Raw genomic sequence first — 14,174 nt, forward strand, 5'->3', positions numbered from 1 at the left:
AGGAACAGCGACAACGTACTCATCGTCCGGAGGATGACATATGATTAACGATAAGATTCATCTTATGGAGGAACAGCGACAACGTACTCATCGTCCGGAGGACGATATGTGATTAACCATAAGATCTATCTTATGGTCATAATGCGACAGGGGGAATCCGCTCGGAGAGCGGAATGTGGTATCAGCAAGATACATCTTATGGACCACCCACTCGGAGAGCGGCACCAGACTCCAATCCAAATGAAAATCATTTGGAATTACCTTGCGACCATTCTTTTAACCCAATTCTTTATTTTGAATTTTCTAAATTTGCTTAAACCCATTTATTCATGAAGGAGGTCCGACTAAATTCAATACTCGACAACGATTTCTATAAAATCACCATGCAGAACGCGGTGATCAAGCAGTTTCCCAACGAAAAGGTAAAATACCAGTTCATCAACCGTGGCGAACACCATTTCCCCGATGGCTTTGCAGACGAACTACGGAGAGCTGTCAACGCGATGGCCGAACTGAAACTCACGAAAGCTGAAAAACAGTTCCTAAAAGAAACCTGCCCTTATCTGGATATGCCGTACCTGGATTTCCTGGCCGGCTATCACTACGATCCCGCAGAAGTGCACATCTCACAATCCGGAAATCACCTGGAAGTAACCGTGGAAGGAGAATGGTATCGAGCCATTTTGTGGGAAGTTCCACTCTTGGCATTGATTTCCGAACTTCATTATGAGATGAAACACCTGGAAAGAGATTCCAATGAAGTAATCATCCAAAGGACCATGGAAAAAGCAGAACAACTCAACCGACTAGGGGTAACTTTCGCGGAATTCGGGACGCGCCGCAGACACTCCTATCATGTCCACGATATCGTGGTGGAAGCATTGGTGAAAACCAAAAACTCTAAATTTATCGGAAGCTCTAATATGCACTTCGCCATGAAATATGGAGTGAAACCCATCGGAACCCATGCCCACGAATGGTTCATGTTCCATGCCGCCGAATATGGATTCAAAATGGCGAACGCACTTTCACTGGAACACTGGGTGGATGTGTACCGCGGTGATCTGGGTGTGGCGCTTTCGGATACCTATACCACCGATGTCTTCTTTCAGCAGTTTGATAAGAAATTTGCCAAACTCTTCGATGGAGTCCGGCATGACAGTGGTGATCCGATAGAATTTGCCAACAAAACCATCAGACACTACCAGGAAAATGGAATCAACCCTTTGTTTAAATACATCATCTTTTCAGACGCCCTGAATCTGGAGAAAGTGGAAGAAATCACCAATGCCTGCAGAGACCGGATTGGAATTTCCTTCGGCATTGGAACGAACCTGACCAATGACGTCGGTCTTCAACCCATGAACATCGTCATGAAGCTTGTTGCTGCCAAATCAGCCCACGGTGACTGGACTCCCACCGTGAAACTTTCTGACGAAAAAGGAAAATATACCGGCGATCCGGAAATGATTGAACTCGCAAAAAGATTTTTAAGGATTAAAGACTGAAATCATTATCTTTAAGGACAAAAGTTCACCACCCCATCACTTTTCTGTTCCATTTTAAACCCAAAATAAACATTACTTCTTTATTCCATGAAAAAGACCGGCACGTATTTCATCTTATTCATTGCACTGCTCTTTATGCAAAGCTGCAGCACCACTTCATCCATCATCACACAGGCAGGATTTCCGGACTGGAAAGACCAACCAAAATCGCTGCATACCAGGAATTTCACCCCGACCATTCTGAGCGACGGAAAAACAGAGGCCAGGAAACTGAATTACCATATTGCGACCTACTATTTTCCACACAAAAAAGAGATCAGAAAAATATTCTTTGACCACGAAGATAAAAAAACAGGTTCATCGCTGATCAGGCAAACTTCGCCGAACACCCTTGAAAATTTGGATTTCAATAAAGACTCTCTCCAGATCAGCCACTTCACTGCAACCTATAAAAAGAATAAAGACCTCTTCGAAACCGAAGCGAAAACCAATCAGAAATTATCTTCTAAAAAAATAGAGTTCATCGACAAAAATCATTATTATGAAACCGTAACCGATCCCGAAAAAGGAAGAACGAAATCTTTAATCACCCGCGATGACCAGGGAAATATTACCAATATTGTGGGATTCGACGAAAATGACGCCATTCAATATACCGTGGAACAAAAATTCAACAGCCAGAATAAAATCACGGAATCTTTCACCTACAGAGGCCTGGACAAAATACCACACAGTCTGGTGACGAATTTTAAATATGATGAAAACGGAAACCTCCTCTCGCGCGATGCCTATACTTTCGACCCCGAAACCGGCGAAAAAAAATTCAAGGACAGCAACTCGGTTTCCTATATTTATGATGACCGGAAAAACGTGATCAAAGAAACCTTCATGGTCAACGGAGCCCCCATTTTCATTACCGAAATGGTGTATCAATATTAAACGGAAAAACCGTAAATGATTGCCAAAAAATTGTAATTAATTCCATAATAAACTACTTTTGGGAAATGGAAACCATCTACCTGATTACCGGATTTATTTCCGGCGCCGTACTGGGCGCTGTGATGCTCTATTTTATGCTGAAATCCGGAAATGTTTCAAGAAAGGATTTTGAAGAACTCAATAATAATTTCATCCGCACCAGTTCCGAGTTAGAGAACTCAAATCTGAAAATCAACGAGTTGAATAAGTATTTTGATCAGGAAAAAAATCTTACCAAAGAGCTTTCTGAGCTGAAGTCTGAACTCGAAAAAGAAATCGCACAGATCAACGCGGTGAATGATTCCCAAAACCGGAAAATCACCGAACAACAGGAAATCAACAGAATACAGGAAGAAAAAATCGAAGCCATCAATGCGGAAAAGCAAAATCTGATCGCCATCAAATCTGAACTTTCTGCCCAAAACGAAAATCTTCAAAAACGGTTTGAAGAACAAAAAGAGGAAATCATCAAACTTCAGGAAGCCGCGAAAAATGAGTTTAAAAACCTGGCCAATGAAATCCTGGACGAAAAGACGAAGAAATTTACAGAAACCAATAAGGAAAATCTGGATCTGTTGCTGAAACCTCTTGGAGAAAACCTGGAAAGTTTTAAGAAAAGGGTCAACGAAGTCTATGAACAGGATACCCGGGAAAGAAGTTCGCTGAATACCGTCATCAAAATGATGATGGAACAAACCAACAAAATCAGTCAGGAAGCCAATAATCTGGCCACTGCGCTGAAAGGTCAGACCAAAACACAGGGCGATTGGGGCGAAATGATTTTAGAAAGAATTCTGGAAGATTCCGGATTGACCAAAGACCGCGAATATTTTACGCAATACAACATTAAAAACGAGGACGGAGAAAATCAAAGACCGGATTTTGTACTGAAACTTCCCGGAAACCAATTGGTGATCATCGATTCCAAGGTTTCACTCAACGCTTATGAACGGATGGTTTCTGCTGAAAATGAAGACGACCGGAAATCAAATCTTCAGCTGCACATTGCCGCGGTGAAAAAACACATAGACACCCTTGCCCAGAAAAGGTATGATAACCTGAAGGACGCACTGGATTTCACCATCATGTTTGTTCCCGTGGAACCGGCCTTCCTGACCGCAGTTCAGTACGATCAGAATCTTTGGAACTATGCATACCAGAAGCATATTATTTTACTGAGTCCCACCAATCTGATCGCTTACCTCAAACTTATTTCCGACGTTTGGAAAAGGGCAGACCAAAACCGGAATGCCGAAGAAATCGCCAGACAGGCGGGAGCTTTGTTTGACAAGTTTGAAGGATTTGTCTCCGATTTGCTGAAAATTGGAAGGAAAATGGACGATGCAAAAGGCGATTACGAGAACGCCATGAAAAAACTTTCGACAGGAAGAGGAAATCTGGTGGGAAGCGTGCAGCGAATAAAGCAATTGGGTGCATCCACCAAAAAGCACCTTCCGGAATCGCTCCTGGAACGCGCGAATGACCAGTCTGAAATCAGCCTGCTCGATGAAGAAACCGAAAATTCACCATCCGGATCATGATGATTGAGAGCCCCCAAAACGACAGGATCAAATACCTTTCGAGATTAGTCGCAGACAACCGGTTCCGGAAAAAATCCGGAGTTTTCGTCGTGGAAGGAAGGCAGGAAAACGATCGGGCGCTTCAGTTCGGTTTTGAGGCCAGGGAATTTTTCATTTGTGAAAGCATCTTTGACGAGGATTTCCCTAAAGGAAAAATCAGTCTGGTTTCCGAAAATGTTTATCAAAAAATAGCATACCGGGGAACTTCCGAAGGAATCATCGGAATATACCAAACGAAAACGGCCGAATTAAAAGATTTTGTACCCCAATCCGATTCGTCGGTAATTATTCTGGAAAGTGTTGAAAAACCGGGAAATCTGGGCGCCATCCTGCGGAGCTGCGAAGCTTTTGGCATAGACGCCGTAATGATCACCGACACCAAAGCGGACTTTTTTAATCCCAATGTAATCCGCTCAAGCGTGGGATGCTTATTCGGAATGAATGTCTTTCAAACCTCCAATGAAGAGCTTCACCAATTTTTGCTGGCCCACCAATACTCCATATTCACCACTCTGATGGATGAGCGTGCAGAAGATCTTGACAAAAGGGATCTTAAAAAGAAATCAGCAGTTCTTTTCGGGACGGAACATTCGGGACTGAGCGATTTTTGGATCGGCAGAGGTGAGAATACCCTGATTCCAATGGCGGGAACCATAGATTCCCTGAATCTGAGTAATGCCGTGGCAATCACCTGCTATGAGATCTTGCGGCAAAAAAGGGCATAAAAAAAACCGCTTCTCAGGGAGAAACGGTTTATTATTCAAAGCGGTTACTAATTATTTAGTAGCTTCTTTAGCATCTTTTGCAGCTTCTTTAGCATCGGTAGCAGCACCTTTAACAGCTTCAGTAGTAGCAGCAGCAGCGTCAGTAGCAGCACCAGCAGTAGCAGTAGCAGCAGAATCAACTACAGCAGCAGCAGAATCAACTACAGTTGCAGCAGAATCAACCACAGCAGCAGCTGCAGAATCAGTTGTTGAAGCGTTTTCTACAGACTCAGATTTGTTACAAGCTACAAGAGCTACAGCAGCGATAGCAGCTACGAAGAATGACTTTTTCATAATAAATTAAATTTAATTGTTTTGTTTGTTTTCAATTTCGATTGTTCTGTTCATTCATTTGAACGGGACAAAGGTAGAGCAGCAAATAAATTTGTTTCCGAAAATTAATTGTAATATATTTGTAAAATTGTTTTACAAAAAAACATTATTGATAATCAAACGATTATATAAACCTGGCAATTGAGCGATTTAGATTTATTACACTTCGAACAGCTAAAAAATGAGGTCCAAACTCAGTATTTAGAAAATTATACCCCTTCAGACGACGATATTTCGAAGTGGAAGGGTATCGATATTATCTATTTTCAGGAAGATCTGCGAAAAAGAGCAAAAGGAAATATCTCTGAAAAATCCTTTTACACCTATTTCAAAACTTCCCCCGTCACCAAACTGCCCCGCATCGATATGCTGAACATTCTCAGTGCTTATGCGGGCTACATGTCCTGGTACGACTTTAAGAAAAATCATTTGTTCGCCAATGAAATCCTGTCAGAAACCGACGAACCCGACGGGGAACAGATCGGGGAATTGGAAAGGATTGCGGAAAAATCACCACCTGCAGATCCGCAGGAAAAAAATTCCGAAACCCGTGCTGCCGAAACAAAAAAAAGCACTGAACATCTGCCTGAAAAATCTGATTTACAAATTTCAACTACTGACAATCAGCAGATTAATAAAACAGGTTCATCATTTTCAACCTACGACACCACAGAGCAAAAGCCCACTTTTTCCATTCTGAAAAAATACCTTTGGTTGGGAATTTCTGCCATTCTGGCGGTTTCGGTTGGCCTTCTGGGTTTTAAAGATGAACTCTTCAGCAGGAAATTCTACTACAGTTTCATTGATGCGGACCGAAATTCCAAGATCAATGCAGAGCTGCAGGTTCAAATTTTGAAGGACAACGAGTCCCCCATACTTTATGTGGCGAAACCCAATGAACCTTTCGTTTATACCACGAAATCAAAAAAACTGACCATGGTGGTTTCGTCGCCTTACTACCGCACAGACACCATTTACCGAAACCTGGAAACCGCTCCGGAAGCTGAAAATATAGAACTGAAACCCAACGATTATGCGATTATGCTGTTCTATTATTCGAAATCCCTTAAAGATCTGAAGAAAAAACGGGAAAGCCTCAATTACCTGATCAGTGATAACGCCCTGATTTACCAGGTTTACGACAATGAGACTTATGGAGTGGAAACCATGGACAAACAAAGGTACATCAACCTGGTTACTTTGCCGTCAACATCGCTGGAAAACCTGCAGGTCATTGAAACAAAAGATGATAAAGCAGGAAAAATCAACATGATCAAATTTAAAATCGCGACCGATGAGAAGAAATAATTTATTGCTGATGCTGCTTTCTCTCCTGTTCTCTGCAGCAGCCTGCAACAAGGAATCCACCGAATTATCTGACCTTCAGAAAGTCAGAAATAACAATAACAGGAAAACCTACCCCGTCACCAAAATGGACAGCGCGCAGGCGATTTCGTTCATCACCAAGCAGAAAATTCAGGAACTACTGGATCTTTCCACGCTTTATACCGCCGGAAACCGGGACACAGAAATTGATTCCGTAATTTATGCTCAGATGAGGAGCTATTTTGCTGAAAAAGACTCAGACAGACTGAAACCGATTCTGAAACAGCTTGACAGTTTCAAAGTGAAAACCGCCAAAGTAGGAAATATAGAGGTGAAAAAGGAAATCATAGGACATGATACGCTGGATTTTGCAAAATTCAACGTGGAATATTATGACAGCCGGGACAGACTCATCGGGAATTTTCAAAAGAATGTGCAATACACCCTGAAACTTTCCCCTGTGAAATTCAAGAAAGAATTCACGTTCTACTTCGTAGATTTTGATGTGAAACCGCCAAAAGACAGCACTTCGGTGGGAGTCACCAAATAGCGGAGCGGCACATCCCGTGCAATCAAATCTTCAATTTCTTCCTCCGGATTGAAAAATCCGACACCTATTCTGAGCGAAGCTGCACTGATGGCGGAAAAAAAACCATCGTAATATCCTTTTCCATAGCCTACCCGGTTTCCATTCTGATCGCAATAAAGCAGGGGCGTGACCACGAAATCAAAATCCTTTTCACCGGAATCCTCGTTGCTTTCCGGTTCGTCAATTCCCCATGAACTCCTAATCAGCGGAGTTTCCTCAGTAATTTCCACCGAAATCATTTTCTTATGCACAATCTTTGGCACAAATACCCGGATCCCGCTCTCAAAAAAGTAATCCAGGAATAATTTCGTATCCACCTCGCCTTTTTCAGGAATCGACAGAAAAATATGAACTTTCTGATTTTCAACAGGCTTAAATCGGGAAATGAAATTCTGAAAGATTTTTTTCGAAAAATCAATCACTTCACTTTGAGAAAGCGTTTCCCGCTTTTGAAGGTATTTTTTTCTGATTTCTGATTTTGTCATGGCGATCAAATGGTCTATGGAGGAATGTTCAAATGGGAGGTCCGCAAATTCGTGGCTACAATTTACAAAAAAAAGCACTCCCGGAGAATGCCCTTTTTATTTAAAACCTTCGCTGCAAAAATGTCTTTGATGTTTATAATCAAACATCTTATACCTCCTTCACCGAAATAATCTTCACCGGACAGGCTTTCGCCGCCTTTTCGCAGGATTCAGCCGCCTGGTGATGGGGAGTTTTCAAAGTATGGAATCCTTTCTTATCAAGGGATTTCAGCAAGACCGACTTCCCGTCCTTTTTTGACATCCGGAAATATTCCGGCGCAAATTCTGCACAGTAATTACAGCCGATGCACTTGTCCCGCTGAAGCGTTACAATCACCATCAGCTGTTTGCTACTAATTTATAGAGTTTATCGCTCGGTCTCACCCGGAAATCAGTTTTGAAGGTGATCACATCTGCTTTGGTTGCCGTTTCGGCTTCGGGTTTTTGATCCACCCGCATTGCTTCCACCACCATTTCCTGAGAACCGGTGGTAGGACCTTGAATCAAAACTTTGTCACCCACATTCAGATCGTAGGCTTCGATCAGAAATTCCGCGATACCTGATTGGGGATAAAAATGCCGTCCTTTTCCGATATAGACTTTTCTCTGAGTTGCAGCGGAACCATTGGCTGAAGACCATTCCCCCAGTTCCTGCCCGAGATAATAACCTGCCCAAAAACCTCTGTTGTAAACGGTTTCGAGCTGTTTCATCCACGCCTCCACTTTTTCTTCGGAGAAAGTTCCATCTTCGATAGAGTCTATGGCTTCCCGATAACATTTCGTCACGGTTGCCACATATTCCGGGGCTCTGCCGCGCCCTTCTATTTTTAAGACTTTCACACCTGCATCCACGATTTGGTCCAGAAATCCTATGGTGCACAAATCTTTCGGTGACATCATGTACTCATTATCCAATTCGATCTCGAAACCGGTTTCCTGATCAATCACCGTGTACTTTTTTCTGCAGTTCTGTTTGCAGGCACCCCGGTTTGCAGATGAATTATGGGCATGTAAACTCAGATAGCATTTCCCCGAAACCGCCATGCAAAGCGCGCCGTGACCGAAAATTTCGACCTCAACCAAATTACCGGAAGGTCCGCGGACATCATCCTTAACGATCTGGTCACAGATTTTTTTGATTTGAGTCATTGAAAGTTCACGGCTCATCACCATCGTATCGGCAAAAAGCGCATAGAATTTCACGGTTTCAATGTTCGTGATATTGATCTGGGTGGAGATATGGACTTCCAACCCGATTTGTCTTGCGTAGGCGATTACCGCCTGATCCATCGCAATCACCGCCGTCAGATTCGCCGCTTTTGCTTTATCCAAAAGGGTTTTAATGAGGGATAAATCGTGGTCGTAAATTATGGTGTTTAAGGTAAGATAGGTTCTCACCCCTTTTTCAGAACATCTTCTGGAGATTTCCGGCAAATCATCGATGGTGAAGTTCATGGAAGCTCTCGCTCTCATATTCAGCTGTTCCACGCCAAAATAAATGGAATCTGCGCCGTTGTCCAAAGCCGCCTGCATTGAGGTAAAATCACCTGCAGGTGACATTAATTCTATTTTTCCTGATGCGGTCATGATGCCAAAATTTTATATAACTGATCACTGAGACGAATTCTGAATGGAGTCGGGAAAGTGATCTGATCTCCCGGTTTTGCGTTTTCACATGAATTTCCGTTGGCGAATATTTCAGTGATGGTCATTTCCTGCTCACCGGTTGTGGGTCCGGAAATCAGAACTTTATCGCCGATCGAAAGTTCTCCGTTTTCCATTAAAAACTGGGCAATCTTCGATTTGGTATAATAATGTTCAGCTTTGCCCACCAAAACTTTTTTTACCGCAATTTTCTGGCGGATATTTTTGGCTTCAGCTTTTGCCAATGGCTGTTTGGGCAGCTCCCCTGAATTTTTGAATTTCAGTGCCGGGGATTTTCCTTTTCTGAAAATCTTGTTTCCCACCTGAACTCCCCTTCTTAATTTGATCTGCTCATCCAAAGGCAAATGAATGACATTTAAACATTCTTCGGAACAGCAGTTTTCCATCGCCGCCTTACATTCGTCACACTGAATAAAAAGCAAATGACAACCGTCGTTTGCACAATTGGTGTGATCATCACAAGGTTTTCCGCATTGGTGACACTGCGAAACGATATCGTCGGTAATCCGCTCTCCCAAACGGTGATCGAAGACAAAGTTTTTTCCGATAAATTTACTTTTGATATTTTCTTCTTTGATCTGACGCGTATATTCTATGATTCCGCCTTCGAGCTGATACACATTTTTGAAACCCTGATGTTTAAAATAAGCGCTCGCTTTTTCGCAACGGATTCCACCGGTGCAATACATCAAAAGATTTTTATCTTCTTTGAAATCCTGTAGTTTTTCATTGATAATCGGCAAACTCTCTCTGAACGTTTCCACATCAGGAGTAATTGCTCCTTCGAAATGCCCGACTTCACTTTCGTAATGATTTCTGAAATCAACTACAATCGTATTTGGATCTTCAAGCAAAGCATTGAATTCTTTGGCCTTTAAGTGAATTCCTTTGTTGGTTACATCAAAAGTCTCGTCGTTTAAACCATCGGCAACAATCTTATTCCGGACTTTGATGGTCAGTTTCAGGAAAGAATGATCATCATGTTCCACGGCTTCATTCAAACGGATTCCCTTCATGAAATCGTAAACTTCCAGTGTTTCGCGGAAAGCTCCCAGATTTTCTTCCGGAATACTCATCTGTGCATTAATTCCTTCGTGGGCCACGTAAATTCTACCCAGTGCATCGAGTGCGTTCCAGGCTATGAATAATTCGTCGCGAAATTTTTTGGGATCTGAGATTTTGGCGTACGCATAGAAAGACAAAGTAAGGCGCTGCTTACCGGCTTCATCAATTAACCGAGCTCTTTCTTCTGCGCTTAAGGTGTTGTACAGTTGCATGCTATAAACGGTTTAAGTGAGAAAATTTTTGCAAAGATAAGAATTTTCGGCGTCATTGCGATCCCGCTTTTTCTTTTGCCAACGCTCAATCCTTTCAGCGTTTGTTAAATTGAAAACTTATTTTTCTAAAGGTGAAACGCTGAAAGGGTTCAGAAAATCAAGGTTTTTTTGTGAACAAGCTAATAAGAAGTCCTATTCCGACAATTACATCTACCATATTCCAGATTTCTCTTCCGAGAGCGATTTTGAAAAATGGCTGAAACAGCAAAGCCAGAGCAATAAAAACGAACATTTCCGTTTGTTTGTTTTGTTGATTCGCTTGAAATGCCAAAATCCCAAATCCTGTCAAAGCCAGAAACCGAACCAATTGAAAATATCCATAAGGCATTTTTAGAAGGCAGAGGAAAAATAAAATAGCGAGGATGAGTTTGATGAGCTTTTCCATAATTTAAGGTTGATGTTGGAAACAATAACCATTTCCAATACTTGTTCTGTGTTGGCAACGAGTACCTTTTTTGGTATTGCCATTGCATTGTTGAGTATTAGATTGTCCTTGCGTTCGTTTACCTACTGGGTTTTGCGAAGTTATTATTGCAGGTTTACAAATTTTACAAGCTTGCAATCCTTCATTTACAGCATTTGTTACACTTAGTTTTTGTGATACATTTTTAACCATTCGACAAGAAGCCAGGTGATATTTTTTACCCGACGGCGTTTTGTAAACCATTTGTGAATGTAAACTCTCACTTAGAAAAAAGCAAAATAATATCGTTAAAAAGTGTTTCATTTAAAGAACTTCAATTATTCGTATTTAGAATAGTCAATTATTTATAATGCTTCTTCAGGATTACTTGGCGAGGTACTGAAATTTCCGTTGGGTTGTAAAATTAGTTCATAAGACAAAATATTATTATATAAAGACTGTTCATCATCTTTACCGAAACTTTCGTCGGCTACAAAACCGCCTTTTATTGCTCCGTTTTTCATTTCTTTTTCAGGATTCCAGCCTTTTCCGTAATAGAAAAATGCCTGATAATTTCCGTTTGGAAAAGAAAATGTAAAACTGTCGTTTGCCTTAATATAAGCATGTCTTACCACTTCATTATTCTTTTTTATGGTAACCAAAACATCGGAATTGTAGGGTGTTTTTACTTTTATCTGGGAACAACCATTATCATCGCAAGAAGAGTTTTTACCATAATATTTGGAATAAGGAGTTGCACCAGTTTGCAAAGAATTATCGAGATATTTGTTGTTTTGCGGTTCGGCAACTTCAATAGGTTCTGCTATTGCAGAATCATTATTTATCTGATAATTATCTGCAACTGCTGCGGCAGAATCAATAACTGCAGCCGCGGAATCAAAAGCCCAGCCGTTATTATTGTAATCGGTTTCTGTTTTTTTGCAAGACAATACGAGTACAAAAATCCCTAAACAAAAAGCGTATTTTGTTTTTTTCATTCTTTTACTTTAAAAATTTTTCAATTCTCGATTTTGTATTTACTGGCAAATCCGAATTGTAAATCTCGAATTTTTTGATTCCCATTTCTTTAAACCATTTTGAAAGATAGGCTTTAATAATATCTTCATCTTTTAAATTATTCCCTTCAGGATTAATTTCCAAAACCAAAACTTCCAGATTTCCCAAATCTTTTCTTGTGGTCATAAATCCATAATCATTATTATCAAATTTATCTTTCCATTTTCCGAATCTTAGCTTCTCTTTCGTTATCAATTCGGGAGTTAAGAAGGTTGTTCTATTATTTGATCGTGAATTGGAATCTTTATGATAAATATAACCGTCAGTTATAATCACCAAAACATTTTTGTAATTCGGATCATCTGTTATTGCATAATCTTTAACATCATTTTTAAAAAAACGCCAAATATCAGAACCTATATAGTTTTTCTGTGCAAGTGTTAAATCATAAATTTTTGAAAGGTTTCCGGAAAACTTACTCTCCAAATTATCAAAAACATTTTTCTTTTGAGAGGTTTGCATTGCAGAAAGATCAATATTCAATTCAGAAGCAATTTTGTTGATATTTGGATCTTGCGGTTGTGGACTGAAAATCACTTTCATTTTTCCTTTTGCTTTGTATCCGCCTTTTTTATTCATATCATTTTTAAAAATATCCACAAAGGTTTTTACAATTGCTTCATCTCTTTGATAATGTTCGGGCGAAGCAGGATATTTTGAGGGTTCAATTCTGTCGGATAAATCCAAGAGAAAAGTAATATTGAGTTGTTTTTCTTGAGTTGGCGGTGGTGTGTTTGTTCCTTTTCCTTCCTTCTTACATTGAACCAAAATTAGGCACAAAATCGCCGTTCCTATAATTGTAATTATTTTTTTCATTTTATTTATTTTAGGTTTTCAGTTTTTTTGTCTTTATTTAAAAATTCTTGTGCCAAATCGTGAATTTGATCTATCTTATTTTGCCATTGTCCTCTTGCTGACATCCAATGTGTCCAACCCGAGGTAAATTCAAAAATACTATGCTCATAGCCTTCCCAATTAATAATAATGGTATTTCCACTAATGATTTTTTCATAATCTTTACATTCCAAACGCAATTCCGCAATTTCTTTATTTAAAGAGTCTATTGCATTCTGGTTTTTTACAATATCTTCTTCATATAATTTAATTTCGGTTTCTTTGGCTTTTATTGCTTGTTTCACAATATCTAATTTGTCATAAGATTCCATCACGAAATCAAAAACAAAACCCCAAATCAGATACACCACAAATCCCGCAAAAATGATAAGCCAAAAATTCACTGCTTGAAAAGCTAACGAAACAGAATAATCTGGCATATCCTGAAAGGATCCCCCTTTTTTAATATTGTAGATTTTCTCGGTAATTTCATACGCCAAAATAAAATCGAAAATAAATGTAACCACGATTAACCCGAAAATTTTAAAGTAATTTTTAAAGTTTTTCTTCTCTTGAAACCTATGAATTAAATAACCTAATCCCAAAAACACAAACGGAATGGTAAGAATCAGAATCAATTCTGTAATATGTTCAGATGCAACTTCTATTGCTTTCGGATCGAAAATAGAACTCGCCATTCCCAAATTACTATTAATGGTAAATTGTTTAAAAAAGGCAGAATAGCTTGCCGAACTGTAAAAAACAAACAAATAAACCGTAAGTGCTGAAAGAATTAAAATTCCGATTATTAAACCCGCTTTTCCCAATTTATCTTTCAATAATTCTTCGGGATTTTCTTTAATACGGATAATATCTTTTTTCAGATTTTCAATTTTCTCTTTTAAAACCGATATTTTCTTTTGGTTGATATTACCGATTTCATTTTCTTTATTTGAAATCTGCAACTCCCTTTTATCCAACTCGATTTGAGCATCGTTAATTATTTTTTTTGTCTCATTTTCATCTTCTAAAACTTCTTTTCGAAAACGTTGCCTTACCAGATTCAACATTCCACCAAAAGGAATTTCTCTTCCGTTATGGTTTCCAGCTGACTGAAATCCCCAATTTTTATATGTTATTCTTTGGCTGTTGTTTTCTGAATTATTTTGAGTTTCATTCAATGAAACTTCCTGAGCTTCTTTGCTTGGTTTCATATTATTATTAACCAAAGCTTTTAATTTTGCGAGTGCCATAGT

Annotated in this window: 15 protein-coding genes; 6 read left to right on the top strand and 9 right to left on the bottom strand. The window is 39.8% G+C overall.

Going from position 1 to position 14,174, the window contains the following annotated elements:
* Positions 1-329: 329 nt before the first annotated feature.
* The 4 genes from pncB to L0951_RS08250 all read left to right on the top strand — a co-directional run bounded on the left by pncB (position 330) and on the right by L0951_RS08250 (position 4,791).
* Positions 330-1,508 (top strand): nicotinate phosphoribosyltransferase, encoded by a 1,179-nt coding sequence (gene pncB / locus L0951_RS08235; RefSeq protein WP_234110756.1) that lies wholly within the window; start codon positions 330-332, stop codon positions 1,506-1,508.
* An 87-nt stretch (positions 1,509-1,595) separates the two neighbouring features.
* Entirely contained in the window at positions 1,596-2,447 is an 852-nt protein-coding gene (locus L0951_RS08240) for a hypothetical protein (RefSeq protein ID WP_234110757.1), read from the top strand.
* Between the two features lie 65 nt (positions 2,448-2,512).
* Positions 2,513-4,027, top strand: a complete 1,515-nt coding sequence (gene rmuC / locus L0951_RS08245; RefSeq protein ID WP_234110758.1) for a DNA recombination protein RmuC — start codon at positions 2,513-2,515, stop codon at positions 4,025-4,027.
* Positions 4,024-4,791 carry a TrmH family RNA methyltransferase gene (locus L0951_RS08250; RefSeq protein WP_234110759.1) on the top strand — a complete coding sequence of 256 codons (768 nt, stop codon included), beginning with the start codon at positions 4,024-4,026 and terminating at the stop codon, positions 4,789-4,791. Before rmuC ends, L0951_RS08250 begins: the two co-directional genes overlap by 4 nt.
* Before the next feature lie 51 nt (positions 4,792-4,842).
* Here L0951_RS08250 and L0951_RS08255 read toward each other — a convergent pair whose 3' ends face one another.
* Positions 4,843-5,124: a hypothetical protein gene (locus tag L0951_RS08255; RefSeq protein ID WP_048500743.1), complete on the bottom strand. Its 282-nt coding sequence runs from the start codon at positions 5,122-5,124 to the stop codon at positions 4,843-4,845.
* Positions 5,125-5,304: 180 nt separating this feature from the next.
* Here L0951_RS08255 and L0951_RS08260 point away from each other — a divergent pair, with 180 nt between their 5' ends.
* Together L0951_RS08260 and L0951_RS08265 are read left to right on the top strand one after the other, a co-directional pair.
* Positions 5,305-6,471, top strand: a complete 1,167-nt coding sequence (locus L0951_RS08260; protein WP_234110760.1) for a hypothetical protein — start codon at positions 5,305-5,307, stop codon at positions 6,469-6,471.
* Positions 6,458-7,039, top strand: a complete 582-nt coding sequence (locus tag L0951_RS08265; RefSeq protein ID WP_234110761.1) for a hypothetical protein — start codon at positions 6,458-6,460, stop codon at positions 7,037-7,039. Before L0951_RS08260 ends, L0951_RS08265 begins: the two co-directional genes overlap by 14 nt.
* On the opposite strand, the gene L0951_RS08270 is transcribed toward L0951_RS08265, so the two are convergent.
* The 8 genes from L0951_RS08270 to L0951_RS08305 all read right to left on the bottom strand — a co-directional run bounded on the left by L0951_RS08270 (position 6,976) and on the right by L0951_RS08305 (position 14,171).
* Positions 6,976-7,563: a 5-formyltetrahydrofolate cyclo-ligase gene (locus L0951_RS08270; RefSeq protein ID WP_234110762.1), complete on the bottom strand. Its 588-nt coding sequence runs from the start codon at positions 7,561-7,563 to the stop codon at positions 6,976-6,978. The genes L0951_RS08265 and L0951_RS08270 overlap by 64 nt on opposite strands.
* 148 nt (positions 7,564-7,711) lie before the next feature.
* Positions 7,712-7,942, bottom strand: coding sequence for a ferredoxin (locus tag L0951_RS08275; RefSeq protein ID WP_234110763.1), 231 nt, complete (start codon positions 7,940-7,942; stop codon positions 7,712-7,714).
* Positions 7,942-9,189: a peptidase U32 family protein gene (locus L0951_RS08280; RefSeq protein ID WP_234110764.1), complete on the bottom strand. Its 1,248-nt coding sequence runs from the start codon at positions 9,187-9,189 to the stop codon at positions 7,942-7,944. Before L0951_RS08280 ends, L0951_RS08275 begins: the two co-directional genes overlap by 1 nt.
* Positions 9,186-10,544: a rhodanese-related sulfurtransferase gene (locus L0951_RS08285; RefSeq protein ID WP_234110765.1), complete on the bottom strand. Its 1,359-nt coding sequence runs from the start codon at positions 10,542-10,544 to the stop codon at positions 9,186-9,188. The genes L0951_RS08280 and L0951_RS08285 overlap by 4 nt, the downstream gene beginning before the upstream one ends.
* Before the next feature lie 157 nt (positions 10,545-10,701).
* Entirely contained in the window at positions 10,702-10,989 is a 288-nt protein-coding gene (locus L0951_RS08290; protein WP_234110766.1) for a DUF6804 family protein, read from the bottom strand.
* 383 nt (positions 10,990-11,372) lie between these two features.
* Entirely contained in the window at positions 11,373-12,005 is a 633-nt protein-coding gene (locus L0951_RS08295) for a hypothetical protein (protein WP_234110767.1), read from the bottom strand.
* Between the two features lie 4 nt (positions 12,006-12,009).
* On the bottom strand, positions 12,010-12,900 hold the full coding sequence (locus L0951_RS08300; protein WP_234110768.1) for a hypothetical protein: 891 nt from the start codon (positions 12,898-12,900) through the stop codon (positions 12,010-12,012).
* A gap of 5 nt (positions 12,901-12,905) precedes the next feature.
* A complete protein-coding gene (locus L0951_RS08305) occupies positions 12,906-14,171 on the bottom strand; it encodes a hypothetical protein (protein ID WP_234110769.1) in 1,266 nt (421 codons plus the stop codon).
* Positions 14,172-14,174: the final 3 nt, after the last annotated feature.

Source organism: Chryseobacterium sp. R2A-55, assembly GCF_021401085.1.
Taxonomy (GTDB): domain Bacteria; phylum Bacteroidota; class Bacteroidia; order Flavobacteriales; family Weeksellaceae; genus Kaistella.

Excerpts from the sequence above, each read along its gene's own strand:
- pncB (WP_234110756.1), top strand. The coding sequence starts at position 330 with ATGAAGGAGGTCCGACTAAATTCAATACTCGACAACGATTTCTATAAA.
- L0951_RS08240 (WP_234110757.1), top strand. The coding sequence starts at position 1,596 with ATGAAAAAGACCGGCACGTATTTCATCTTATTCATTGCACTGCTCTTT.
- rmuC (WP_234110758.1), top strand. The coding sequence starts at position 2,513 with ATGGAAACCATCTACCTGATTACCGGATTTATTTCCGGCGCCGTACTG.
- L0951_RS08250 (WP_234110759.1), top strand. The coding sequence starts at position 4,024 with ATGATGATTGAGAGCCCCCAAAACGACAGGATCAAATACCTTTCGAGA.
- L0951_RS08255 (WP_048500743.1), bottom strand. The coding sequence starts at position 5,124 with ATGAAAAAGTCATTCTTCGTAGCTGCTATCGCTGCTGTAGCTCTTGTA.
- L0951_RS08265 (WP_234110761.1), top strand. The coding sequence starts at position 6,458 with ATGAGAAGAAATAATTTATTGCTGATGCTGCTTTCTCTCCTGTTCTCT.
- L0951_RS08270 (WP_234110762.1), bottom strand. The coding sequence starts at position 7,563 with ATGACAAAATCAGAAATCAGAAAAAAATACCTTCAAAAGCGGGAAACG.
- L0951_RS08275 (WP_234110763.1), bottom strand. The coding sequence starts at position 7,942 with ATGGTGATTGTAACGCTTCAGCGGGACAAGTGCATCGGCTGTAATTAC.
- L0951_RS08280 (WP_234110764.1), bottom strand. The coding sequence starts at position 9,189 with ATGACCGCATCAGGAAAAATAGAATTAATGTCACCTGCAGGTGATTTT.
- L0951_RS08285 (WP_234110765.1), bottom strand. The coding sequence starts at position 10,544 with ATGCAACTGTACAACACCTTAAGCGCAGAAGAAAGAGCTCGGTTAATT.
- L0951_RS08290 (WP_234110766.1), bottom strand. The coding sequence starts at position 10,989 with ATGGAAAAGCTCATCAAACTCATCCTCGCTATTTTATTTTTCCTCTGC.
- L0951_RS08295 (WP_234110767.1), bottom strand. The coding sequence starts at position 12,005 with ATGAAAAAAACAAAATACGCTTTTTGTTTAGGGATTTTTGTACTCGTA.
- L0951_RS08300 (WP_234110768.1), bottom strand. The coding sequence starts at position 12,900 with ATGAAAAAAATAATTACAATTATAGGAACGGCGATTTTGTGCCTAATT.
- L0951_RS08305 (WP_234110769.1), bottom strand. The coding sequence starts at position 14,171 with ATGGCACTCGCAAAATTAAAAGCTTTGGTTAATAATAATATGAAACCA.